This window comes from Mycobacterium sp. SMC-18 (genome assembly GCF_045310895.1).
In the GTDB taxonomy this organism is placed as follows: Bacteria; Actinomycetota; Actinomycetes; order Mycobacteriales; family Mycobacteriaceae; genus Mycobacterium.
This window is the reverse complement of the sequence record NZ_JBJIAL010000004.1, coordinates 191,187-215,706: the sequence shown is the minus strand read 5'-3', so window position 1 is coordinate 215,706 and position 24,520 is coordinate 191,187. Positions and strand designations below refer to the sequence as shown.

The 24,520-nt window shown below is 68.6% G+C and carries 20 protein-coding genes; 4 read left to right on the top strand and 16 right to left on the bottom strand.

The genetic code is table 11. The features are described from left to right. Positions 1-32: 32 nt before the first annotated feature. Genes ACJH6J_RS05545 through ACJH6J_RS05535 form a run of 3 tightly spaced genes read right to left on the bottom strand, consistent with a single transcriptional unit; the run spans position 33 to position 3,843 of the window. On the bottom strand, positions 33-665 hold the full coding sequence (locus ACJH6J_RS05545) for an MBL fold metallo-hydrolase (protein WP_212806880.1): 633 nt from the start codon (positions 663-665) through the stop codon (positions 33-35). After that, positions 662-1,747, bottom strand: coding sequence for an S-(hydroxymethyl)mycothiol dehydrogenase (locus ACJH6J_RS05540; protein ID WP_212806881.1), 1,086 nt, complete (start codon positions 1,745-1,747; stop codon positions 662-664). The genes ACJH6J_RS05545 and ACJH6J_RS05540 overlap by 4 nt, the downstream gene beginning before the upstream one ends. A gap of 47 nt (positions 1,748-1,794) precedes the next feature. Continuing rightward, the gene (locus ACJH6J_RS05535) at positions 1,795-3,843 is read right to left on the bottom strand and encodes an NADH:flavin oxidoreductase (protein WP_212806882.1); all 2,049 of its coding nucleotides are present in this window, start codon (positions 3,841-3,843) and stop codon (positions 1,795-1,797) included. A gap of 164 nt (positions 3,844-4,007) precedes the next feature. On the opposite strand from ACJH6J_RS05535, the gene ACJH6J_RS05530 reads away from it, so the two are divergent. Both ACJH6J_RS05530 and ACJH6J_RS05525 read left to right on the top strand, forming a co-directional pair. After that, positions 4,008-5,405 carry an L-serine ammonia-lyase gene (locus ACJH6J_RS05530; RefSeq protein ID WP_406803638.1) on the top strand — a complete coding sequence of 466 codons (1,398 nt, stop codon included), beginning with the start codon at positions 4,008-4,010 and terminating at the stop codon, positions 5,403-5,405. A gap of 27 nt (positions 5,406-5,432) precedes the next feature. Beyond that, complete coding sequence (locus tag ACJH6J_RS05525) at positions 5,433-5,672, top strand: hypothetical protein (protein ID WP_406803637.1); 240 nt, start codon at positions 5,433-5,435, stop codon at positions 5,670-5,672. Between the two features lie 3 nt (positions 5,673-5,675). Here the strand turns inward: ACJH6J_RS05525 and glmM are convergent, their stop codons facing one another. The 13 genes from glmM to eccCb form a co-directional block, all read right to left on the bottom strand. Further along, a complete protein-coding gene (gene glmM / locus ACJH6J_RS05520) occupies positions 5,676-7,013 on the bottom strand; it encodes a phosphoglucosamine mutase (protein WP_212806885.1) in 1,338 nt (445 codons plus the stop codon). A gap of 89 nt (positions 7,014-7,102) precedes the next feature. Next, positions 7,103-7,543, bottom strand: a complete 441-nt coding sequence (rpsI, locus tag ACJH6J_RS05515) for a 30S ribosomal protein S9 (protein WP_406803666.1) — start codon at positions 7,541-7,543, stop codon at positions 7,103-7,105. A 20-nt stretch (positions 7,544-7,563) separates the two neighbouring features. Continuing rightward, positions 7,564-8,007, bottom strand: coding sequence for a 50S ribosomal protein L13 (rplM, locus tag ACJH6J_RS05510; RefSeq protein WP_061007206.1), 444 nt, complete (start codon positions 8,005-8,007; stop codon positions 7,564-7,566). A 198-nt stretch (positions 8,008-8,205) separates the two neighbouring features. Continuing rightward, positions 8,206-9,471 carry an HAD family hydrolase gene (locus ACJH6J_RS05505; protein ID WP_371824482.1) on the bottom strand — a complete coding sequence of 422 codons (1,266 nt, stop codon included), beginning with the start codon at positions 9,469-9,471 and terminating at the stop codon, positions 8,206-8,208. A 33-nt stretch (positions 9,472-9,504) separates the two neighbouring features. Next, on the bottom strand, positions 9,505-10,281 hold the full coding sequence (eutC, locus tag ACJH6J_RS05500) for an ethanolamine ammonia-lyase subunit EutC (RefSeq protein ID WP_020101491.1): 777 nt from the start codon (positions 10,279-10,281) through the stop codon (positions 9,505-9,507). Then, on the bottom strand, positions 10,278-11,687 hold the full coding sequence (locus ACJH6J_RS05495) for an ethanolamine ammonia-lyase subunit EutB (RefSeq protein ID WP_212806887.1): 1,410 nt from the start codon (positions 11,685-11,687) through the stop codon (positions 10,278-10,280). The genes eutC and ACJH6J_RS05495 overlap by 4 nt, the downstream gene beginning before the upstream one ends. Beyond that, positions 11,684-13,129, bottom strand: a complete 1,446-nt coding sequence (eat, locus tag ACJH6J_RS05490; RefSeq protein ID WP_212806888.1) for an ethanolamine permease — start codon at positions 13,127-13,129, stop codon at positions 11,684-11,686. Before eat ends, ACJH6J_RS05495 begins: the two co-directional genes overlap by 4 nt. 202 nt (positions 13,130-13,331) lie before the next feature. After that, the gene (adh, locus tag ACJH6J_RS05485) at positions 13,332-14,855 is read right to left on the bottom strand and encodes an aldehyde dehydrogenase (protein ID WP_064859816.1); all 1,524 of its coding nucleotides are present in this window, start codon (positions 14,853-14,855) and stop codon (positions 13,332-13,334) included. A 112-nt stretch (positions 14,856-14,967) separates the two neighbouring features. Continuing rightward, a complete protein-coding gene (locus ACJH6J_RS05480; protein WP_406803636.1) occupies positions 14,968-16,260 on the bottom strand; it encodes a GAF domain-containing protein in 1,293 nt (430 codons plus the stop codon). Positions 16,261-16,421: 161 nt separating this feature from the next. Then, positions 16,422-16,718, bottom strand: coding sequence for a WXG100 family type VII secretion target (locus ACJH6J_RS05475; RefSeq protein WP_020101486.1), 297 nt, complete (start codon positions 16,716-16,718; stop codon positions 16,422-16,424). Between the two features lie 13 nt (positions 16,719-16,731). After that, on the bottom strand, positions 16,732-17,055 hold the full coding sequence (locus ACJH6J_RS05470) for a WXG100 family type VII secretion target (RefSeq protein WP_318987040.1): 324 nt from the start codon (positions 17,053-17,055) through the stop codon (positions 16,732-16,734). A gap of 74 nt (positions 17,056-17,129) precedes the next feature. Beyond that, positions 17,130-18,272: a type VII secretion-associated protein gene (locus tag ACJH6J_RS05465; RefSeq protein WP_406803635.1), complete on the bottom strand. Its 1,143-nt coding sequence runs from the start codon at positions 18,270-18,272 to the stop codon at positions 17,130-17,132. Further along, positions 18,269-21,826, bottom strand: coding sequence for a type VII secretion protein EccCb (eccCb, locus tag ACJH6J_RS05460; protein WP_406803634.1), 3,558 nt, complete (start codon positions 21,824-21,826; stop codon positions 18,269-18,271). The genes ACJH6J_RS05465 and eccCb overlap by 4 nt, the downstream gene beginning before the upstream one ends. Before the next feature lie 108 nt (positions 21,827-21,934). On the opposite strand from eccCb, the gene eccD reads away from it, so the two are divergent. After that, positions 21,935-23,203, top strand: a complete 1,269-nt coding sequence (gene eccD / locus ACJH6J_RS05455; RefSeq protein WP_406803633.1) for a type VII secretion integral membrane protein EccD — start codon at positions 21,935-21,937, stop codon at positions 23,201-23,203. Further along, a complete protein-coding gene (gene mycP / locus ACJH6J_RS05450; protein WP_406803632.1) occupies positions 23,200-24,504 on the top strand; it encodes a type VII secretion-associated serine protease mycosin in 1,305 nt (434 codons plus the stop codon). Before eccD ends, mycP begins: the two co-directional genes overlap by 4 nt. The last annotated feature ends 16 nt before the right edge of the window (positions 24,505-24,520 follow it).

Below are 24,520 nucleotides of genomic sequence, written 5' to 3'. Positions count from 1 at the left end.
CGAACACAAGCTCATTTTCGGCGTCGAGACAGTCAGTGGCCGCGGGCGATCCACTCCGCCAGGTGTGGGGCCTCGGCCCCGACCGTGGTGTGATCGCCGTGGCCGGTATGCACCCGCGTTTCCTCCGGCAGTGTCAGGATCGAATCCCGGATGGAGTCGATGATCGTCGGGAAGTCGCTGTAGGACCGCCCCGTCGCGCCGGGCCCGCCGTTGAACAGCGTGTCCCCGGAGAACAGCGCGCCGGCCTCCGGCAGGTACAGGCACACCGAGCCCGGCGAGTGCCCGGGCGTGTGGATGACCTCGATCTCGGTGCCCGCGACACCGATGCGCTGACCGGCATCGAGATTCCAGTACTTCTCGTCGGGATGGCTTGTCTGCCAGAGCATGTCGTCGCCGGGGTGCAGCAGGATCGGCGCGTGCAGCTCGTACGCCAGCTCCGGGGCCACCGTCACGTGGTCGTTGTGCCCGTGGGTGACGACGACCGCCACCACGTTGCGGCCGGCGACGGCGTCGACGATCTGGGGCGCCGTGTGGGCGGCGTCGACGATGACGACCTCTGAGTCATCGCCGATCACCCACACATTGTTGTCGACGTCCCACGTCCCGCCGTCGAGGCTGAAGGTCCCGGAGGTGACGACGCGGTCGATGCGGAGCTGCCCACTCACAGCACGACCACCGAACGCAGCACGTTGCCGGCGTGCATGGTGTGGAAGGCGTCCTCGACCTCGTCGAGCTTGATCCGCTCGGAGACGAAGCGCTCCAACGGGATTCGGCCCTGCTGGTAGAGGTCGACCAGCATCGGGAAGTCGCGCTCGGGCAGGCAGTCGCCGTACCAGGAGGACTTCAGCGATCCGCCGCGGGAGAAGAAGTCGACCAGCGGCATCTCCAGCGTCATGTCCGGGGTGGGCACACCGACGAGGACGACGGTGCCGGCGAGGTCACGCGCGTAGAACGCCTGCTTCCAGGTTTCCGGGCGACCGACGGCGTCGATCACGACGTCGGCACCGAAGCCGCCGGTGAGCTCCTGCACCGCCTCGACGGTGTCCACGTCGGCGGCGTTGATGGTGTGGGTGGCACCGAGTTCCTTGGCCCACTCCAGCTTTCGCGGGTCCCGGTCGACCGCGATGATCTTGCCCGCGCCGGCGAGGCGGGAGCCCATGATCGCGGCGTCGCCGACGCCACCGCAGCCGATCACGGCCACCGAGTCGCCCCGGGAGACGTTGCCGGTGTTGACGGCCGCGCCGAGGCCGGCCATCACGCCGCAGCCCAGCAGGCCGACCACCGCCGGGTCGGCATTGGCGTCGACCTTGGTGCACTGCCCCGCGTGGACCAGCGTCTTGTCGGCGAACGCCCCGATGCCCAGCGCCGGTGTCAGCTCGGTGCCGTCCTCCAGCGTCATCTTCTGGGTGGCGTTGAACGTGTCGAAGCAGTACTGCGGCCGGCCGCGCTTGCACGCCCGGCACTGGCCGCACACCGCACGCCAGTTGAGGATCACGAAGTCGCCGACCGCCACCGATTCGACACCCGGGCCGACCTCTTCGACGATGCCGGCGGCCTCATGGCCGAGCAGGAACGGGTACTCGTCGTTGATGCCGCCCTCGCGGTAGGTCAGGTCCGTGTGGCAGACACCGCACGCCTGGATGTTCACCACCACTTCGTCGGGGCCGGGGTCCGGGATCACGATCGTGGTGACCTCGACCGGGGCGCCCTTGGCGCGGGCGATGACACCTCGAACTTGTTGCGGCATAGCGATACTCCTTGTTTGTCAGGGACGTTTCAGGGGGACGGTGATGATCAGAGAACGAGGCAGAGCCGGAAGGCGTCGTAGATCGCGGCGTGGATGTTGCGACTGGCGACGGCGTCACCGATGCGGAACAGCTGGTAGCCGCCGTCGGCGTTGCGCACGACGTTCTGCGGCTGCAGGTTGAGCAGCGCCTGCTGGTCGACTTCGCCGAGGTTGGTCGAGCCGGGGACCAGGCCGAAGTACAACTCGTCGGACGGCAGCGTGCCGTGTTCGACGACGACGTGGTCGACCATGCGCTGCCGGGTGGCGTGCGCATATTCGTTGTAGAGGTCCACTTCCAGCCGACCGTCCTTGCGGCGCACCCCGGTCAGGCGCTCGTTGAGCGTGACGCGCACGTCGTGCTCGGCGAACACCTTGAAGTAGCCGGGGTAGTTCACGCCGCCGACGTCGGGCGCCAATGTCCGCTCAGGGGTGACGAACTCGAGGTCGACGCCGGTCCGGGCCAGCACCTCGGCGGCATCCAATCCGGGGTGGCCGCCGTTGTCGTCGTAGAGCATGACCTCACCGCGCGGATGCACCGCGCCGCACAGCACATCCCAGCCGTCGGTGACGAGATTGGCGCCCTCGGTGAGGAATTCGGTGTTCGGTACGCCGCCCGTGGCGACCACGACGAGGTCGGGGTTCTCGGCCAGCACCTCGTCGACGTCGACGTAGCGATTGGTGCGGATGTCGACGCCGAGCAGCTTGCACTCGTCCAGCCGCCACTCGATGATGCTGATCAGATCGCGCCGGCGCGGTGACGACGACGCGATCCGCACCTGCCCACCAGGCAGGTCGGAGGCCTCGAAGACCACGACGCGGTGCCCCCGCTCGCCGAGTACGCGGGCGGCTTCCAGGCCGGCCGGCCCGGCGCCGATGACCACCGCCGTCCGCGCCGGCCCGGACGCCTTGTCGACGCGGTGCGGCAGCCGGTCTTCGCGGCCGGTGGACGGGTTGTGCACGCACTTGGCGTCGCGGTTCTGGTAGATCTCGTCGAGGCAGTAGGTCGCGCCGACACAGGGGCGAATCCGATCCTCTTCGCCGGCTTGGATTTTCGCGACGATGTGCGGGTCGGCGATGTGCGCACGCGTCATGCCGACGAGGTCGAGCAGACCGTCGCGGATCGCGTGCCGGGCCGTGGCGACGTCGTTGATGCGGGAGGCATGCATGACCGGGATGCCGAGTTCCTTCTTGACCTGCCCGGCGAACGACAGGTGCGGCGCGACCGGGGTCCCCATCGGCGGGATGACGCGCGACAGCGCCTCGTCACTGGCCATGTAGCCCTTGATCACGCTGATGAAGTCGATGCCCTCGGGTACCAGGCGCTTGGCGATCTCGATGCCGTCCTCGTACTGCAGCCCGCCGGGCAGGTCCTCGTCGAGTGACATCCGGATGCCGACCGCGAAGTCCGGCCCGGCGGCCTCGCGGACCGCGCGAATCACCCTGAGCGGGAAGCGAAGTCGATCTTCCATGCTGCCCATGCCGTACTCGTCGTCGCGGTGGTTGGTCAGCGGCGACCAGAAGGCGTCGAGCAGATGGGTGTAGGCCTCGAGTTCGATGCCGTCCAGGCCGGCCGCGCGGCACCGCGCGGTGGCGTCGGCGTAGGCCTTGACGATGCGGTCCATGTCCCATTCCTCGGCCACCTTGGGGAAGGACCGGTGGGCGGGTTCGCGGATGGCCGACGGGTACACCACAGGCAGCCAGTCGCCGTCGTAGTTGCTGGTGCGCCGGCCCAGGTGCGTGATCTGGCACATGACGGCGGCGCCGTGTTCGTGGACGCCGTAGGCCAGCTCGCTGAGCCAGGGCACGATCTCGTCCTTGTAGACGTGCAGATTGCCGAAGGCAGAGGGGCTGTCGGGCGCGACGACCGCGGAGCCGCCCATCATGGTCAGCGAGATGCCGCCCTTGGCCTTCTCCTCGTGGTAGAGCCGGTAACGGCGCTTGGGCATGCCATCTTCGGTGTAGGACGGCTCGTGCGATGTGCTCACCACGCGATTGCGCAGGGTCATGTTCTTCAGCCGGAAGGGCTGCAGGAGCGGATCGATGAGCTGATGCGCCATGGGCGAGTCCGTTTCTTTCCGATGGTTCGGACGTGGTTCACACACCGTTTACGACCCCATAAGTACCGCTTGACCAGGTACAAATGCTGATCTACCGTATGTGGCGTAACTAATATATCACTCGTCTATCAGCCCGTCTACGGACTTCGAAAGGGGAGCTTCAGGTGACCATCAGCGTGTTCGACCTCTTCTCCGTCGGCATCGGTCCGTCGAGCTCACACACCGTCGGACCGATGCGGGCCGCCGCCCGATTCGTCGACGATCTGCACACCCTCGACGCCTTCGGCGGTGCCACCGGGGTCGCGGCAGTCCGCGTCGATCTCTACGGCTCGTTGGCCGCCACCGGCGCCGGCCACGGCACCATGACGGCCATCCTGCTCGGACTCGAGGGCAACCGCCCCGAGGAGATCCGGACCGACGTCATGGAACGGCGCGTCGAGGAGATGCGGGCCAGCGGCCACATCATGCTGGGCGGCCTACGCCCGATCGCGCTCACCGAGGCCGACATGGTCCTGCGCCCGTTGACCGTCCTGCCGTTCCACCCCAACGGCATGACGCTCACCGCACTCGACGCGCACGGCGCCGAGCTGCACGTGCAGACCTACTTCTCCATCGGCGGCGGGTTCGTCGTCACCGAGGCCGAAAGTCTGGAGCCCGTCACCGAGGCCGCCACGACGCATGCGCTGTCGTTCCACTCCGCCAAGGAATTGCTGGAGCTCTGCCGCCAACGCGACTGCCGCATCAGCGATCTCATGCTCGCCGTCGAATGCGAGACGCGCACCGCCGACGAGGTCCGCTCCCGGCTGCTGCACATCCGCGACGTGATGGTCGAGTGCGAAGTGCGTGGCATCGCGCGCGACGGCTACCTCCCCGGGCCCATGCGTGTGCGCCGCCGCGCCCGGGACTGGTTCGAGCGGCTCAATGCCGAGGACTGGAACAAACAGCCCGAATTCGCCGAGGACTGGGTCAATCTCGTCGCGCTGGCCGTCAACGAGGAGAACGCGTCCGGCGGCCGGGTCGTCACCGCGCCCACCAACGGCGCCGCCGGCATCGTGCCCGCGGTGATGCACTACGCCGTCCACTACACGCGGGCCGGCCGTCAGGATCCCGACGGCACCGCAGTGCGGTTTCTCCTCACGGCGGGCGCCATCGGTTCGCTCTACAAGGAGCGCGCGTCCATCTCCGGCGCGGAGGTCGGCTGCCAGGGCGAGGTCGGGTCGGCGGCGTCGATGGCTGCCGGCGCGCTCGCCGAAATCCTCGGCGGCACACCGGAACAGGTCGAGAACGCCGCCGAGATCGCGATGGAGCACAGCCTCGGACTCACCTGCGACCCCATCCAGGGGCTCGTCCAGGTCCCGTGCATCGAGCGCAACGCCATCTCGGCGGGCAAGGCCATCAACGCGGCGCGCATGGCACTACGGGGCGACGGAGCCCACTACGTCTCGCTGGATCAGGTCATCGAGACCATGCGGACCACCGGTGCCGACATGCACTCCAAATACAAGGAGACCTCGATGGGCGGCCTCGCGGTCAACGTGCCGGTGAACTACGTCGAATGCTGAATGTTGCTGCAGGAGAGGGAGACAACGATGCACCTTGATTGGTACGACCGCGGCATCCTCACCTTTGTGCTGGGCTGCGCGCCGGGTGCGGAACCGTCCAACGACGCGTCCCTGGCGCAGTTCGGGATCACCACACCCCGGGTGATGCGCCGGTTCGACGCCGTCCTCGACGCCGTCCGCGCACACCAGTTCCCGCTCGACGACGCCGACCTGACGCTCGTCCACCAGGCCGTCGACTATCGCGACCACATGCCGCGCACCGGGTAGTCGCTAAGGCTGCTCGCTGACGGATTCGGCGACGCGGAACGCGACGGTCCTCGCCGTGATTTCATCTGGGGCCTCCACCATGACCCGGACCACCTGTTCGGTTCCGGAGGGACGCAACAGGATTCGGCCGGTGTCACCGAGTTCGGCCTCGGCCTCGGCGACCGCGGTCTGCACCGCCGGCGCCTGGGCGACCGTGGCCTTGTCGGCCACCTCGATGTTGATCAGCACCTGCGGCAACGTCTTCATGGGCGCACACAGCTGCGCCAGGTTCGACCCGGTCTGCGCCATGCGCGACATGAGCCGCAGTCCGGTGACGATGCCGTCGCCCGTGGTCCCCAGCTCGGGCATCACGATATGGCCGGACTGCTCGCCGCCGAGCGAGAACCGTCCCGCGCGCAGCTCTTCGAGCACGTACCGGTCCCCCACGCCTGTGGTGCGCACCTCGATGCCGGCCTCCCGCATCGCCAGGTGCAGGCCGAGGTTGCTCATCACGGTCGCCACCAAGGTGTTCGAGACCAGCTCCCCGGCGTCGCGCATGGCCAGCGCCAGCACCACCATGATCGCGTCACCGTCGACGAGGGCGCCCGACGCGTCGACGGCCAGACAGCGGTCGGCGTCGCCGTCGTGGGCCAGGCCCAGGTCGGCGCCGTGGTCGATGACGGCCTGCTGCAGCTGCGCCATGTGGGTGGAGCCGCAGCCGTCGTTGATGTTGAGGCCCGTCGGCTCGGCGTTGATCGCGATAACTGTGGCGCCGGCCGCTCGATATGCCTGCGGGGCGGCCGTCGAGGCGGCGCCGTTCGCGCAGTCGACGACGACCGTCAGCCCGGCCAGCGGTGCGACGGCGGCCTTGGCGGCGTGGGTGAGGTAGCGGTCCAGGGCGTCTGCGGCCTCGAGCACGCGACCGATGCCGGCGCCCGTCGGCCGGGTACCCGGACCGGCGGCGACCAGTTCGGCGATGCGGTCCTCGGTGTCGTCGTCGAGCTTGTGCCCGCCGGTACCGAAAATCTTGATGCCGTTGTCCGGCATGGGGTTGTGCGAGGCGGAGATCATCACGCCGAGCTGCGCGTCATACGACGCCGTCAGGTACGCCACCGCGGGGGTCGGCAGCACGCCGACCCGCAGCACGTCGACGCCCTCGCTCGTGATGCCGGCGATGACCGCGGCCTCCAGCATCTCGCCACTGGCCCGGGGATCTCGTCCGACGACCGCGACGCAGCGACCGGCGCCAGAGGTCGAGCAGAGGCGGCGGGCGGCGGCTGAACCCAGCGCCAACGCCAACTCCGCGGTCAGATCACGGTTTGCGACGCCACGGACGCCATCGGTGCCGAACAGCCGACTCATGAACCTTCTTTCGTCCTTCAGATGACCCCATGAAACGCCGAAGGCGGGCGTGTCCAGACTGCGACACGCCCGCCCACGAGCAGAAACGATCAGCGCTTGCTGTACTGAGGCGCCTTGCGGGCCTTCTTGAGGCCGTACTTCTTGCGCTCGATGGCACGCGGGTCACGGGTCAGGAACCCGGCCTTCTTGAGTGCCGGACGATCCTCGGGCTGAACCAGGATCAGCGCACGGGCGATGGCCAGACGCAGCGCGCCGGCCTGACCCGAGGGGCCACCACCGTCGAGGTGGGCGTAGATGTCCACCGTGTCGACGCGGTCGACGGTCACCAGCGGGGCCTTGATCAGCTGCTGGTGCACCTTGTTCGGGAAGTAGTCCTCCAGGCTGCGGCCGTCCAGGTTGAACTTGCCGGTGCCGGGCACCAGACGAACGCGGACGACGGCTTCCTTGCGGCGGCCAACGGTCTGGATCGGACGGTCGATGTACACGGGCTCGCGCGGTGCCGACTCTTCGGCCACCTCGAACTCGGTCACTTCAGTCACGTCGACTTCAGTCACTGGGCCACCTGCTTGATCTCGTAAGGAATCGGCTGCTGCGCGGCGTGCGGATGATCAGGACCCGCGTACACCTTCAGCTTCTTCTGCACCTGGCGCGACAGCTTGTTGTGCGGGAGCATGCCGACGATCGCGTTCTCAACGGTGCGGGTCGGGTGCTTCACCAGCTGTTCGCCGATGGAGCGCTTGCTCAGACCGCCCGGGAAACCCGAGTGACGGTAAGCAAACTTGTCGGTGAGCTTCTTGCCCGACAGGGCAATCTTCTCGGCGTTGATGATGATGACGAAGTCACCCTCATCGGAGTTGGGCGTGAACGTCGGCTTGTGCTTGCCGCGCAGCAGGTTGGCTGCTGCAACGGCGAGCCGGCCGAGCACCACGTCTTGGGCGTCGATGACGTACCACTGACGCGTGGTGTCACCCGCCTTCGGCGTGAATGTAGGCACAGCTATACCTCTTCTTCTCGGGTTGAGTCCCGGTGCTATCCGGGTGCCGGTCAAGTACGCGACCTGCGAATTCCCGGCGACCGACGGTGACCCGGGAAGCATTGGCCTGACGGCCTGCAGCGCACCAACGTGGGAGCTTACCCGGGTGCGTCACCGCAGGTCAAAACGCGGGTGAGCGCCTCGAACGGCGACCTCAGGTCAGTACACCCGGTCCTGCTGGTCGGGCACGACGCTGCCGTCCGGCCGGTGCAACGGCGCCTTGGCGCCCGTCGGCTCGATGTATCCCTTGGTCGCGCAGGCGTACGGTTCGGCCTGCTTCTTGGGATCGATGAACATCGGGTTCACCAGCCAGTTGCCGCCCGCGTTGTCGTAGGCCGTGCACATCAGCTCGGTCTTGTTGCGGTTGAGCACCAGCCGCAGCGCGGTGGCGTCGGTGAGGAACGTGACGTCGGTGTCGGAGTCCCCGGCGGCGAAGGCCGCGCGCTTGGGCTCGGGCTGTTGGGTGAACGCGGCGGGGCCGGTCACGCCGAACACCTCTTCGTTGACGCGGCAGCGCTTGCCCTCGATGTACGTGATGGCGGGCTCGCCGCCGCACGGCACCGGGCGCGACGTCAGGACATCGCCGTCGTGTTCGGTCCGCACGCCCATGACGTGGTCGGCCGGGATGTCGAGTTCTTCCGCCCATACCCGCGCCACCGGTTCGGCCGACGCCGAGATGATCCGTACGTCGAAACCGTTGGCGTGCAGGGTTTCCACGAGATCGCGCATCTGCGGGTAGTAGCGGACCCAGCCGGTCTGCGTGCTGCTGCCGACCTTCTGCTCGGTGCCCGCCGGGGCGTCGAGGTTCTCCTTGCGGGCGGTCTTCGCGAACTCGACCACCTCGGCTTCGCGCCAGCCGGCCTGCATCTGCGCGGCCCAGGCGTACGCCGGTTCCATGCGACGGGCGTTGAACCCGGCGAAGGCGGGCTCCCCGGCCTTGGTCTTGGCATCGGTGTAGACCGACACGAGTTCGTCGGCGCAGGCGGTGTCGGTGTCCGTGGGCATCGGCTGGCCCGGCTTGGCCGCGGCGCAGGCCCGACTCAGGGCCGTGACGGCCGGCGGCGTCAGGAACGTGCTGGTGGACGCCCAGTTGCCGTCGGCCGGTGCTCGGAGCTTGCCGTTGCGCACCATCCAGAAGAACGTGGCGTCGCCGATGTCGTTCTTGACGATGGTGTTGTCCCAGTCGAACAACGCCAGCGGCGCACCCTTCGTCACCGAACCGGCGGCGCCGCACGTGCCCAGCTTGGCGAGCATGGCGTCGATCCGGTCCCGGTTGTCGCCGTACCAGGCGGAGTTCTGCGCCAGCGTCCGGCACGACGCCGTGCTGGTGGCGGGCGACTGCGCTGCCGGGGTGCTGTCGTGGCTGCTACAGCCGGACATGGCGAGGAGGCCGGCCAGCGCAGCTGCGGAGGCCAGTCGGGTCATGCGGGTCACGGTTCTCCTGGTGTCAGGTGAGTGTCACGTCAGTTCTGCGGCGCCCGGCGCTTCGAGCGAGGTGTCGCGGGAGGTGTCCTTGAGGTCGACGCCCGAGCGGCCCAGGGCGCGGGCACCGGACACCAGCCCCGCCGCGACGCGCGCGGCCTCGGCATAGCCGAGTCCCTCGGGCGGGTGGATGTTCGAGATGCAGTTGCGGTCGGCGTCGGTGCGGCCCGGCATCGGCAGATGCGTCAGGTAGATACCCAGGCTGTCGGCCACCGACAGGCCCGGCCGCTCCCCGATGATCACCAGCAGGGTCCGCACCTTTTGCGCCGCGCCGACGTGGTCGCCGAGGGCCACGCGGGCCTGCGTGGCGATCACCGGCGGAGCCAGGGTGTACTGGTCGCCCAGCCGCGCCACGAGCTCGGCGAGCAGCGCCGGACCGTGCTTGGCCAGCGCGTAGGGCGAGAGCCCGTCGGCGAGGACGAAGCCGATGTCTGCCGGGGTTTCCGGAACATCCATGGGCGTGGCCGGGAGCCGGCCCAGGTCGGGGCGGCGCAGGTACTCGCTGCGGGACTCGGCCTGGCTGCGCACCACCGCCGGTTCGCCGATGCCGATCTCCCGGACGCGGGCCGCGAGGGACTCGACGTCGAGGGGCTCGTGGACGGCGTCGCGGGCGGCGGCGTGCGCCGCGGCCAGTTCGAGGACCTCGCGGGTGGGCAGCGCATTGCCGGCGCGGCCCAGCCCGATGCGGGCCTGCGTGGTCTTGCGGAGCTCGTCCCAGAACTCCTGGATTGCGAGATCTTCGGTCATCGTCATCCCGCCGCGGTGAGCGCCCGCAGCGCCGAGCGCTGCAGATCGAACTTGGTCAGCTTGCCGGAGTCGTCGGTCATACCGACCTTCTTGAGCCAGGCGTCGAACTCCGGAGCCGGCTTCAAACCGAGCGTCCGGCGGACCGCCACGACGTCGTGGAACGACAGGCTCTGGTAGCCGAGCATGACGTCGTCGGCGCCGGGCACCGTGATGACGAAGGCACAACCCGCCGCGGCCAGCAGCGTGAGCAGGGTGTCCATGTCGTTCTGGTCGGCTTCGGCGTGGTTGGTGTAGCAGACGTCGACGCCCATCGGCAGGCCGAGCAGCTTGCCGCAGAAGTGGTCCTCGAGCCCGGCCCGGATGATCTGCCGGCCGTCGTAGAGGTACTCCGGCCCGATGAAGCCGACGACGGTGTTGACCAGCAGCGGGTCCAGCGCGCGGGCGACGCCGTAGGCGCGGGTCTCCAGCGTCTGCTGATCGACGGGCCGGCCGCCGGTGCCGAGGTGGGCGCCCGAACTGAGCGCCGAGCCCTGCCCGGTCTCCAGGTACATGACGTTGTTGCCGACGGTCCCGCGGTTCAGGGAGCGGCCGGCCTCGTTGCCTTCGCGCAGCAGCGCCATGTCGACACCGAAGGCCTTGTTGGCGCCCTCGGTACCCGCCACGGACTGGAACACCAGGTCCACAGGAGCGCCGGCCTCGATGAGGCCGATGGTGGTGGTGATGTGCGAAAGCACGCAGGACTGCGCCGGGATGTCGTAGCGGCTGCGGATGTTGTCGAGCAGGTGCAGCAGGTCGGCGGTGGCCTGCGGCGAGTCGGTGGCCGGGTTGATGCCGATGACGGCGTCGCCGCATCCCATCAGCAGTCCGTCGAGCACGGCGGCGGCGATGCCGCGCGGATCGTCGGTCGGGTGATTGGGCTGGAGTCGCGTGGCCAGGGTGCCCGGCAACCCGATGGTGCTGCGGAAGGCCGCGTGTACCTGAGTGGCCGCGGTGACGGCGATCAGGTCCTGGTTCCGCATGATCTTCGAGACCGCGGCTGCCATCTCCGGTGTGATGCCGGGGGCGACGGCCGCGATCTTCGCGGCGGCGTCGTCGCCGGCCACCGCGTCCAGCAGCCAGTCCCGGAAACCTCCCACCGTCAGGTGGGAGATTTCCGAAAAGGCTTGCTGGTCATGGGAATCCATGATGAGCCGGGTGACCTCGTCGGTCTCGTACGGCACCACCGCTTCATTGAGGAAGGTGTCCAGCGGAAGGTCGGCCAGTGCCCACGCCGCGGCGGCCCGCTCGGCGTCGTTGTGGGCCGCGCACCCGGCGAGTTCATCACCGGAGCGCAGCGGCGTGGCCTTGGCCATCAAATCCACAAGCCCGTCGAAGGTGTGGTTCACCCCCGAAATCCGCTGGTGGTACTTCATTTCAGCTCGTCCTCGGCTTCTGCGAGCATCGCGAACTCTTCATCAGGAGAGTTTGCCACCAAATGGTGCCGGCTGTAGACCGCGAAGTAGAGCATGAAGGCGCAGAACACCAGCAGGCACAGGCCCACGGCCTTGGGGTCAACCAGGAAGGTGGCGATGACCGCGACGACGGCGATGACGAGCGCGAAGCCGGTGGTCGCGATGCCGCCCGGGGTGCGGTAGGGCCGCGGCATGTTCGGCTCGCGGCGGCGCAGCACGATGTGGCTGACCATCATCAGGACGTAACTCACGGCGGCACCGAAGACCGCCATGTTCAGCAGCAGGTCACCCTTGCCGGTCAGCGACAGCAGGAAGCCGATGACGCCGGGGACGATGAGCGCCAGCGTCGGCGCCTTGCGGGAGTTGGTCACCGACAGCTGGGTCGGCAGGTAGCCCGCGCGGGACAGGGCGAAAAGCTGGCGCGAGTAGGCGTAGATGATCGAGAAGAAGCTCGCGATCAGGCCGGCCAGGCCGATGTAGTTGACCAGCTTGGCACCGACGCCGGAACCGAGCGCCTCGACGAGCGGGTTGCCCGAGGCCGACATCTGTTGCGCGCCACCGACACCCGTGGTGAGCACCAGCACCATGGCGCAGGTGACCAGCAGGACCGTCATCGCCGCGATGATGCCGCGCGGCACGTTCTTCTCGGGGTTCGCGGTTTCCTCGGCGGCCAGCGGCACGCCTTCGATCGCCAGGAAGAACCAGATGGCGAACGGGATGGCGGCCCAGATGCCGAGGTAGCCGTGCGGCAGGATCGCCGACGCTCCGGCCGCGTTGACGTCGACCGCGATGGTGGTCAGGTTGGAGACATCGAACTGGCCGATGGCACAGACCGCGAAGATCACCAGGCCCAGCAGCGCGATGGCGGTGATCACGAACATCACCTTGAGCGCCTCACCGACGCCGGACAGGTGGATGCCGATGAAGAAGGCGTAGGCCGCCAGATACACCCACCAGCCGTTGTGAATCCCGAAGAGCCCCAAGGATTCCACGTAGGCGCCGATGAACGTCGCAATGGCGGCGGGGGCGATCGAGTACTCGATGAGGATCGCGGTGCCGGTGGCGAAACCGCCCCACGGACCCAGGGCACGACGGGCGAAGGTGTAACCACCGCCGGCGGCCGGCAGCGCCGAGGACAGCTCGGCCATGCCCAGCACCAGGGCCAGGTACATGCCGGCGATGATCACGGCGGCGATGGCGAGGCCACCGAAACCGCCGTGTGCCAGACCGAAATTCCAGCCGGAGTAGTCCCCGGACACCACGTAGCTGACGCCGAGGCCGGCGAGCAGCAGCCAGCCGGCCGTGCCCTTCTTCAGCTGACGTTTCGCGAGGTATTCGTTGCTCTCGACGTGCTCTTCGACACCGCGAGCGGAGTGCTCACTGGGTGGGTTGGTGATGGACACTGCGAACTCCTGAAAGAGGGATGGCGGATGCCGAACTGGCCTGCCCCCAGGAGTCATCTGGTGCCGGCCTTGATCATTGTGTCGCCGAACGCTTTTGGAAAGCGTCGACCGAAATGGAAGCGAGCGCCCGCGCATTCGGGGGGTACGCGGGCGCTCGCGGTTCGTGGGAGCTACGCGCTTCGTTTCCTCGCGCGAGCGCTCATCAGAAGAAGCCCTGGGCCTTCGTCGAGTAGGAGACGAGCAGGTTCTTCGTCTGCTGGTAGTGGTCCAGCATCATCTTGTGGTTCTCGCGGCCGATGCCCGACTGCTTGTAACCGCCGAACGCGGCGTGCGCGGGGTACATGTGGTAGCAGTTCGTCCACACGCGGCCGGCCTTGATGTCGCGGCCCGCCCGGTAGGCGACGTTGCCGTTGCGCGACCACACGCCGGCGCCGAGGCCGTACAGGGTGTTGTTGGCGATCGAGATGGCGTCGTCGTAGTCCTTGAACGACGTGACCGACAGCACCGGCCCGAAGATCTCCTCCTGGAAGATGCGCATGCCGTTGTGGCCGGAGAACACCGTCGGCGTCACGTAGTAACCGCCGTTGAGGTCGCCGCCCAGCTCGGCCCGCTCGCCACCGGTGATCAGCTGTGCCCCTTCGGACTTGCCGATCTCGATGTAGGACAGGATCTTCTCCAGCTGGTCGTTGGAGGCCTGCGCGCCGATCATGGTCTCGGTGTCCAGCGGGTCGCCCTGGCGGACGGCCTTGGTACGGATCGCGGCCAGCGCCAGGAACTCGTCGAAGATGTCGGCCTGGATCAGGCTGCGCGACGGGCAGGTGCAGACCTCGCCCTGGTTCAGCGCGAACATGGTGAAGCCTTCGAGCGCCTTGTCCTGGAAGTCGTCGTTGGCGGCCATGATGTCGTTGAAGAAGATGTTGGGGCTCTTGCCGCCCAGCTCCAGGGTGACCGGGATCAGGTTCTGGCTGGCGTACTGCATGATCAGCCGGCCCGTGGTGGTCTCACCGGTGAAGGCGATCTTGGCGATGCGGTTGCTCGAGGCGAGCGGCTTGCCGGCCTCGACGCCAAAACCGTTGACCACGTTGACAACACCCGCCGGCAGCAAGTCGCCGATGAGCGAGAACAGGTACATGATCGACGCCGGGGTCTGCTCGGCGGGCTTGAGCACGATGGCGTTGCCGGCGGCCAGCGCGGGGGCCAGCTTCCAGACGGCCATCAGGATCGGGAAGTTCCAGGGGATGATCTGGCCGACGACGCCGAGCGGCTCGTGGAAGTGGTAGGCGACCGTGTCGTCGTCGATCTCGGAGATCGAGCCTTCCTGCGCCCGCAGCACGCCCGCGAAGTAGCGGAAGTGGTCGACGGCCAGCGGGATGTCGGCGTTCAGGGTCTCGCGGACCGGCTTGCCGTTGTCCCACGACTCGGCGACGGCGATGGCCTCGAGGTTCTCCTCCATGCGGTCGGCGATGAGATTCAGCACCCGGGCGCGGGCGGCCGGCGAGGTCTTGCCCCACGCGGGCGCGGCGGCGTGCGCGGCGTCCAGCGCCTTCTCGATGTCGGATTCGTCCGAGCGGGCAATCTCGATGAACACCTCACCCGTGACCGGGGTACGGTTCTCGAAGTAGCGACCGGCAGCGGGTGCCACCCACTCGCCGCCGATGAAGTTGTCGTAGCGGGCCGGGTAGGTCATCACCGAACCCTCGGCACCGGGACGCGCGTAAACAGTCATGGGTTCACTCCTCCAGTGGGTGACAAACACAGGTGTGCTGCTGGTCACTAACGGTACGCAGAAGTGGGTTGCAACACAGTTGCATCGTTGAACGCGGTGGAAGCGAAGCCCGTCAGCCGAGGTCGGCGTCGAGCCCCGCCAGGTGCCCGACCGCCTGCGCCCGCACCACGGCGTCCGCCGAGGGGTGGTTGCGCAGCAATTGCCAGCCGTGCCGATCGTCACGGCCGTCGGGCAGGGCCAGCCACCGGCGCAAGAGGCCGACGTGTCCGGCCGCGGACGCCGACAGCACCGCGGTGCGCAGGCTCTCCCCCAGCTCGGTGCGTAACCGGGCGATCGCCGGCGACACCGACTGCGGCAGGAGCGCACCCGAGTAGTGGGACAGCGCGGCATCGACATCGCCGCGGTGCAGCGCGGCGAAGACGTCGGCGACGTCACTGTCGATCGGGGTGAGTAGCCGGTACGGCCGCGACGCCACGTACTGTGCGCCGATGACCCGGCGCAGGCGGGACATCTCGACGCGGATGGTGACCGAGTCAAGATCGTTGTCGTCCAACAACATTGCGAGATGGTCGGCGCTCAGACCCTCGGGATGACGGCTCAGCAGGACCAGGATGTCGGCGTGCCGGCCGCTGAGGGTGTGCTGGCGCGGTTGTCCGTCGTCGCCGGTGGCGACCCAGCGCGGGCGGTCACCGCCGAGCACCGTCAGGCGGGCCCTGGTCACCGGGTTGGGCGCCGGCTGCAGCAGCCGTTGCAGGGCCAGGTGGTTCTCGATGGCCATCACCGTAGCGCGCACGAGGCCCAGGGTCTGGGCCGAGGCGATCTGGCTGTCACCGGTCAGGTCGACGCAGCCGATGAGCTCGCCCGTCGTCGGGTCGTGCACCGGCACCGCGGTGCAGGTCCAGGGCTGCACCAGCCGGGCGAAGTGCTCCGAGCCGTGGATCTGCAGTTCGCGGTCCAGCGCCAGCGCGGTGCCCGGGGCGTTGGTGCCGGCGCTGCGCTCACTCCAGTCAGCGCCCGGCACGAAGTTCATGGCCTCGCCGCGGCCCAGGGCCGTCTTGTCGCCCTCGACCCACAGCAGGGTGCCGTCGGCGGCGGCCACCGCCACCATGACACCGCTGTCCTCGGCGTCCTCCACCAGGAGTTTCCGGATCACCGGCAACGCGGCGGCGATGGGTTGTTCGGCGCGGAGCTGGTCCAGGGTCTTGGGTACGACGGGCGTGAACTGCGCGCCGCCCAGGTCCGGGTCCACGCCCGTGGCCAGGCTGCGGCGCCAGCTGTCGGCGATGACGGGACGGACGGCAGCGGGGTCCAGGTGCTGGGCGTCGATCTCGCCGGTGACGAACCGCTGGTGTACTGCGCGCAGCGTGGAGCCGGCCGGCGACCCCTCGGTGCGGCTGGTTCCCACGACACTCACACTCCTCGCAGGTCGGATACACACCTGCGTGGCCGCCAGGGTAGTCGACCTGGGTGTTCCAGGACACGCGTTGGGCCCCGGCGCGGCTACGACTGTGCGGCCCCGCCCCCGGCTCTCCTTCCAGGGGCAGGACCGCACAGGGCTTGGGTGGGCTAGAAGACCCAATCGCCCGCCGCACGCCGGTCGGTGGCGGCGATGTCGTCGGCGCCGTCACGGACGGCGTTGCCGAGGCTGTGCAGGATGTCGTTGAGCGCGGCCGCCGACTGGTTCCAGCGGGCCTGCTCGGCTTGGAAGGCTTCGGCCGCCTCGCGCGTCCACGTCTGCTGCAGCGGCGCGACGAGGTGCCGGAGCTCTTCCAGCGACGTGTTCATCCGCGCCGACGTGGCATGGATTTGTTGGCGGACGGTGAATTCGATCTCGCCGAAGTGGTACGACAGTGCCGGTTGCATGTGCCTTGTCCCGTCAGATCGCGTGGCCGGTGGCGCCGATGCGCTGGGCATGGGAGTCGGCCGCCTGACTCAGCACCGCCGCGTTCGAGCGGATGGTTTCGGCGATCCGTTGCAGTGACGCGTGCAGTTTCATCGATTCGCCGTTCCACCGGTTCACCACGTCCTGGAATCGGGTCGCCGCGGCACCGCCCCACACCGTCGGCGGGATGGCCGTCATCTGCCCGATGAAGTTGCCGAGCATGGCCCGAATCTCCTCGTTGCGGACCTCGACCTTGCCGGCGATCCCCGTCATCAGATCGAAATCTGCAGTCAGGGCGCCACTTTCCGGAGCTGTCATGATTTCCTCTCCATTTGGTTTGATAGTTCAGACGTTTGCGGCGAGCATTCGGTTCCCTTGCCTCCCAAGTTTTTTCAGTCGGTCCGGCGCGCCGAGCGGATCGCGGCGTCACAGGCCGAGCGGACCGACGCACCCTGGCATCCCACGGCGATCCGGACCGGCCCATCGAGCAGCACCGACCACTCGACCGTCCGCCCGCCGCGTACCTCGCGGTACCGCACCGCCGCGCGCCCGGCACTGACGCCGGCCTCCTGGAAATCCACGATGACCCCGTCGGGCAGCTTCGCCGACGCCTCCCGCAGCGATCGCGCCGCCGCGTCGAGCGTCTGCTCCCGGGGTACGAACGATTGGGTGAGGTGGATGATCTGGCCGCGGTCGTCGGGCGAAATGATCTGCAGCCGGGCTGATCCCGCGCCCGCGAGTGCCCGATCGACCGTCCACCGCACCGGGATCTGTACCGCCACCCGGCCTTCCACGAGCCACGTGAGCTCCGGGTCAGCGACAGCGGCGACCGGCGGCGCTGGGGCGTCTCTGTTGGACAGGCCCAGTGCCCCAGCGCCGATGACCGCGACAGCCGCGGCGAAGGCAATCGCGATGCGCGCCCGCGGTGAACGGGTCTCTGCTGCGCTGCGGGTGCTGTCCTCGTCGGCCTGGTCGAGCAGATCGGCGCAACTCAGAATCTGTGCGGGGACGCCCTGATCCTGCAGCAGCGCTTGTATTTCGGCGGCCAGGGGTGCAGCGCCGGGAACGCCGATGGGCGCGTCGATCACCAGCGGGGTATCCCAGGTGATTCGTGCGATGACCGCCTCCGCGGTGTCGCTCCCGGTGCGCCGCACGACGGACGCGCACGCCCCTGGGCGGGAGATCGTCACGACGTCCTCCCCCAGTTCGACGACCGCGCAATCGGGTTCGCCGCCGGCCGCTCGGAGGGCATCGGTTCTTCGCTCTGTGACGACGTGAGAAGCGCTGGTGGGCAACGCCGTCCGAACTCGCTCGAGCCGCGACGGCGACCACCACGTCGGACACACCACGGTGATGGACGTGGCGGCGCCTGCCGCCGCAGCCATCACGTTGCGCCAGATGCGTTCGGCGGGGCGGACGTCCGCGCCGAGCAGGCCCAGTGGCTCGTCGATGCACTCCAGTGCTGACGAGACGAGGTCGGCGTCAATGTCTCCCGGACCGAGGATCGTCGTCGGCCCGACCACCATGACCGTCATGGTGGCTCGGTCCAGCCGATCTGGATCAGCTGGTCAGGTTGACCGCGACGCACCACGACGGCCCGGCCGGGTGGCAGCGTCATCGGCCGTGCGGCGCCCAGTAGCGGCCCTTCGTCCGGGCTGGTGCTCATGACGATGCCCGTCGCACCCAGGTCGCGCATGCGCGACAGCAGCGGGTCGAACATCGCGCGTGCGGCACCGCCGGAGCGGCGCGCGACCACGACGCGGAGTCCGATGTCCGCGGCGTGCGGCAAGAGGTCGAGCAGGGGGCTCAACGGATTTCCCGCGGCGCCTACGACGAGGTCGTAATCGTCGACCACGACGTGGATGTCGGGACCCGACCACCAGGAACGGTCCCGCAACTGCTGCTGTGTGACGCCGGGTCCCGGTAGCCGGGCGGCGAGCAGGGACAGCGTCGCGTCGAGCTCGGCGGCGGTCGTCACGGCCGACATCGCGTAGCCGCACAGGTGCGGCGATTCCACGACCCCCAACAACGATCGCCGGAAATCGACGATCAGCAGCTGAGACTGTGCGGGGTCGGTCTGTTCGACGATCGCGCGGCACAGCGTCCGCAACGCCGTGGTCTTGCCGCACGCCGTGTCGCCCAACAGGATCAGATACGGATCGGCGCTCATGTCCAGTGCGAACGGTTGCACGTCCTCTTCGGATAGGCCGATGACGTACCGCGGCGGGCGTTCGGCGGTGACCGCCAGCGCGGCGTAATCCACGCGCTGCGGGAGCAATTCGATCCGGGGTGGCGGGGCCTGATGGGTGGCGATCCGGTCGAGCTCAGGCCGCGCGACCACGAACTCCTTGCCGTCTCTGGTGAGGCCGCGACCGGGTGGGCAGGTGGTGAGCAGATGGGCACGGCGGCGGTCCATTTCGGACTCGCTCGGGTCACCGAGCCGCAATTCGATCCGGGTGCCGATGTGGTCTTTCAGCATCGGCCGCAGTTCTGCCCACCGATTCGCGGTCAGCACGACGTGGATCCCGACCGACAGTCCCTGTGCCGCCATGGCCGTGATGGGCTCCTCCAGCGCATCGAATTCCCGACGCAGCGTGGCCCAACCGTCGACCGCCAGGACGACCTCACCGTAATGGTCCGGAAAGGGCGCTTGAGGTCCGTGCTGCTGCCGGAAGTCCTGGCGCCGGCGGCACAGCGAGGCGAGCTGGGAGACGATGCGCCGCAACAACTCCGGCTCGTTCCGGCCGGCGACGGTGCCGACGTGAGGATGCCGGCGCAACGCCATCAGCGCACCGTCACCCAGATCGAGGCCGTAGACGCTGAGGCCGCCGGCAGGCGCGCTCGCGGCCAGGCCGAGCAACAGCGTCTGCAGCGCAACAGACTTCCCCGAGCGCGGGCCGCCGACGATGGCCACATGCCCACCGGACCCGTTGAGGTCGGCCACCAGCGGCTCCCGGCGCTGCTGAAACGGGTTGTCCACCAAACCGATCGGGACCCGCAGCGGACCGCTGCCGGTGTCGGCCGCCAGCAGCTCGGACAACGCGGGCGAACCAGCGAGCGGTGGCAGCCAGACCGGGTGAGCGCGCGTACCGCGACCGGCCAGCCGGCGCAAGGTCGTATCCATCAACGTCGGACCGGCCGGCCGGTCAGGCGTCACCGCCGGGCCCTCGACGGTGAACACGCGCGGAACAGGAGATTCGTCGTCACTCTGCGGGACCGGCCCGGAGACGAAGTCGGCGTGAAATCGCACCAGCTTTCCGTCCGTGGTGCGCAGCAACCCCGCACCCGGCGTTCCGGGCAGCTCATGTGCGTCGGTGACCCCGATGACGGCACGGGACTCCGCCGCCGAGAACGTCTTGAGACAGACCCGGTACGAGAGATGGGTGTCCAGTCCGCGCAGGCGGCCCTCGTCGAGACGCTGGCTGGCCAGCAGGAGATGAACGCCCAATGAGCGGCCGAGGCGGCCGATGGCGACGAACAGCTCCGCGAAATCGGGATGCTGGCTCAGCAATTCGGAGAACTCGTCAACCACGATGAACAGCGCGGGCAGCGGCGGCAGGTCGGCACCCGCCGCGCGTGCCCGCCGATAATCGCCGATACCGGACAGGTTGCCGGCCGCCCGTAACAGTCCTTGGCGCCGCGTCAGTTCGCCGGCGAGGGCGTCGTGCATCCGGGCGACCAGATGTGCTTCCTGCGCCAGGTTGGTGATGACGGCCGCGACATGGTTGGCCTGTTCGAAGCCGAGAAACGTTGCACCACCCTTGAAGTCGACGAGGATCAGATTCAGCTCGTCCGGCGAGTGGGTGCTGATCAGGCCCAACGTCAGGGTTCGCAGAAATTCGGATTTTCCGGAACCTGTTGCGCCGATGCACAAGCCGTGTGGACCCATGCCGTGGTCGGCGGGCTCCTTGAGGTCGAGGTCGACCGTCGCTCCGGTGTCGTCGGTACCGATCGGCACGCGCAGCCGCTGACGGTCCGGACGAATCGGCCAGTTGCCGTCCGCGCCGCCCGTCCGATCATGTTGTCGGCGGGTGGACTCCGCACCGCCGGCCAGGCGGTAGCGCGCCACCCGGCGTGCGCAGGTCTCCGCTTGCGTAGCCGTGAGCGTGTCGGTGGTCGAGCACGGCGGCAGCGTCGACGCCGTTCCCGGCGCGCCGATCACCACCAGTGTCACCGAGTCCGTATCCACGAAACCAGCCGCCGCCGGAGTGTCGACCAGCACCACCAGATGACATCCGGTGAGAGCAGTGACGGCAGCGGGTTCGGCAAACCGCAGCGGTCGACCGCCGAGGACGCCCGAGCGATAGTGGTGCGGTAGCCATTTCAACCAGTCCCACTCGGCCGATCCGGTGACCGCGGCGATCTTCAGCTGGTCGGGTCCATGCCACAACGCCAGCTGGCACACCAGGGCGCGTGCCTGGCCGCGTGGATCGTCGCCGCCGACGTCCACTCGCCGGAGCTGACTGACGACGACGGTGATAGGGACATCAGGGACGGTCACGGCAGTTCGCAGCAGCCGATCGCGGGCCGAGGCAGTCAGCGGATCAGTCATCTCGTCACCGGTCGCCGGTGCCGGCACCAGTCTGGTGCGCAGCGGGCACTGTCCCAGGCCGACGCGGATCTCGGTGAAATCGTCATCGTTCCAACGGCGTTGCCACATCCGGCCGGATCCGGCGAAGGTCCACAGCACGTCGGGCGGCGGATGGTGCTGATGCAGTGCGCGATGCTGCTCGACGGCGGTTCGCTCCGCACAATCCCCGATCGCGTCGAGATACACCAGGTACTCGCGCCGATCGGCGTCGATCTCACCGGCCCGGCGCGCACCCCGCGACCCGAGGACCGTGCTGGCGACCAATGACAACACCATCATGGCCGGGAACAACAGGAACATCGGGTTGCGGCCGGTGGCCGGACCCGAGCGGAAGTAGAACACCACCATGCCGGCCATCGCCAGCAGCATGAGCACAGGTGCAACGCGGGTGACGACGTTGCCCGTCGGCAGTCGCGGCACCTGTGGCGGCGTGCGGACCTCGATGTCTTCCGCAGCCGGTTGGGCCACGGGAGATCGTGCGACTCTGGTGAATTCCATCGAACTATCAGACGTCCCCCGGCACCGTTCGGTTCCATCGATTTTCGTGTCGGCTAGGGGCCCGATGCGCGGTTACGGTGAGATCGGCATGTCGATCCGGGGGGCGCGATGTCTGAATCAGTGTGTCGGCTGTCCGTACGGTCCGACGGTGAACGCACCAGCGTCACCACCGATCTGGTGCTGCCTGCGTGCGCCGCTGTGGACTCGCTACTGCCTGACATCGTGGCGCTGACACATCCGCAAGCGCCGGAAGGCGTCAGTTGGCGCCTGAGCCGGACTGCCGGCGATCCGGTCGACGGATCATTGTCGTTGCGGCAAAACGAAGTTCACAACGGTGACATCCTGCAGCTGCAGCACGACACGACTCCCGAACTGGGCGCGCTGAGCAGGCACACGGCGGCGATGGCCGCCGACCAGGCGCCGTCCGACCCCACTGACCGTCGGCTCGGGCCAGTGCTGCGTCTGTGGGCGATGACTGTCGCGTCCGCGCTGCTGCTCTTCTCTGCCGTGCACGGTGATCCAGCTTTGGCAGCCGCTGTCGGTTGTGGTGGCGTGGTGGCCGCGTTGACGATGTCATGGCGGTCCCGCCGTGCGGCGTGGGCGGCCGCCACCGTCGTACTCGCTTTCGCGGCGGGATTCGCGGCGGCACCGGGTGCCCCGGCGGCGCCCAACATCCTGCTGGGATCGGCGACGGCATTCGCGGTGGCCCTCGTCCTCCTCCGGTTCGGCGTGCTGTACGTATCCGTTGCTGCCGTGGCCTTTACGGCGCCGGTGATGGTGGCAGCCGCTGCCGCGAGCACGTGGTCGGTGCCGCTGGCCAGTACCGGGGTGGCCATCACTGTTTCGGCATTGGTCGTGCTGTCGGCCGCGCCGCGGTTCGCCGTCACCGTCGCCGGACTCACGCCGCGCGCAGCAACTGTCACCGATGGCGATCCGCCACGCATCGAGTTGGCACAGCGGATGCTCACGGCGATGGTCGTGGGCGCGGCCGGTGCCGCGGCGGCCGGCGCCGTCGTGGTTGCAGCGGGCGCCGTCCATGCGTCCCGGACTCCGACGGTCGTGTTCATCTGGGTGGCGACGGCCGCGATTGCGCTGCGGGCACCATCCTATCGGCATCCGGCACGGCGATGGGCGGTAATCGTCGCCGGAATGGTCTGTACCGCTGCAACTTTGGCTGTCACCGCAATGGCATTCCCCGGCTGGGCCGCCTGGCTCGGTGGCGGCGTCATCGCGGTGGTCCTTGGCGCCCAGCGAATCGGGCGGGTGAGCGCCTCGGTGGGCCGGCGCCTGGTACATCTCGAATACGTGGCACTGGTCGCCGTGCCACCGTGCGCGCTCTGGGCCGCAGATGTCTTTCGTCTGGCGCGTGGCCTGTGAGCACCCTGCGGCAGATCGTCGCCGTCACCGTGACGATCACGATCGCGGCCGCCGCACCGTGCGCCCACGCCATCGCGCCCAAACCTGTTGATCACGGCCAACTTCCCGGGCCCGCAGCCCCGGCGCCGCCCGGCAGGACCGAACAATCGGACCGGTGTGCGACGACCAAACCGGCCGGCGCCCGTCCCGCACACCAACCCGACATGCTCAATCTTGCTGCGGTGTGGCCGCTTTCCCGTGGCAGCGGACAGCTGGTGGCGGTGATCGACACCGGCGTGGCCCGGCACCGACTGCTCCCCCACCTGGTCGCCGGCGGTGACTACGTCTCGTCCGGCGACGGTACGCAGGACTGTGACGGTCACGGTACGGCGATCGCCGGCCTGATCGGCGCCACCGCGTCGGACACCGGGACCTTCAGCGGAGTGGCACCCGAGGCCACGATCATGGCGATCCGCCAGTCCAGCAACAAGTTCCGGCTGACCGACGATCGTGAGATATCGGGTGTCGGCGATGTCGAGACGCTCGCCCGTGCGGTGCGCTCGGCCGCCGACGCGGGCGCCACCGTCATCAACATCTCGTCGGTCGCCTGCATGCCCGCCGCGGACCCGCTCGACGACCGGTCGTTGGGCGCTGCCCTCGCCTACGCGGTCGACGTCCGCAACGTCGTGGTCGTCGCTGCGGCCGGCAACGCGAGCGGTGACTGCGCGGAGCAGAATCCGCTGTCGGATCCCAAACGTCCGGGCACGCCGGACTGGGACACCGTCCACACCGTCGTGAGCCCGGGTTGGTACGACGACTACGTGCTCACCGTCGGATCGGTCACCCCGAACGGGACGCCGTCACAATTCAGTCTGGCCGGACCGTGGGTCGACGTCGCCGCGCCCGGAGAGGCGGTGGTGTCACTGAACGCGCAGGGCGACGGACTGGTCGACAGCCGGCCCGACGGGCGCCCGCTGTCGGGCAGCAGCTACGCCGCGCCCGTCGTCAGTGGTGTTGTCGCACTGGTGCGTTCGCGGTTGCCGCAGCTGTCGGCCCGCCAGGTGATGGCCCGCATCGAAGACACCGCGCGCCATCCGGCCGACGGCTGGAATCCCCAGGTCGGACGTGGCGTCATCGACCCACTCGCTGCGGTGAGCGGCGGTGTACCGACACCTGCCCCGGCACGGGTGTCGACCGCGCAGACGGCGCCCACGCCCGATCCCGACCACCGACCATCACGGCGCATCGCCTTCCTCGGCACCGCCCTCTGCATCGCGGTGGCGGCTGTCGCCGTGACCGGGCGGCGACGGTCACAGCGATAGTCGAAGTCCGTCGAGC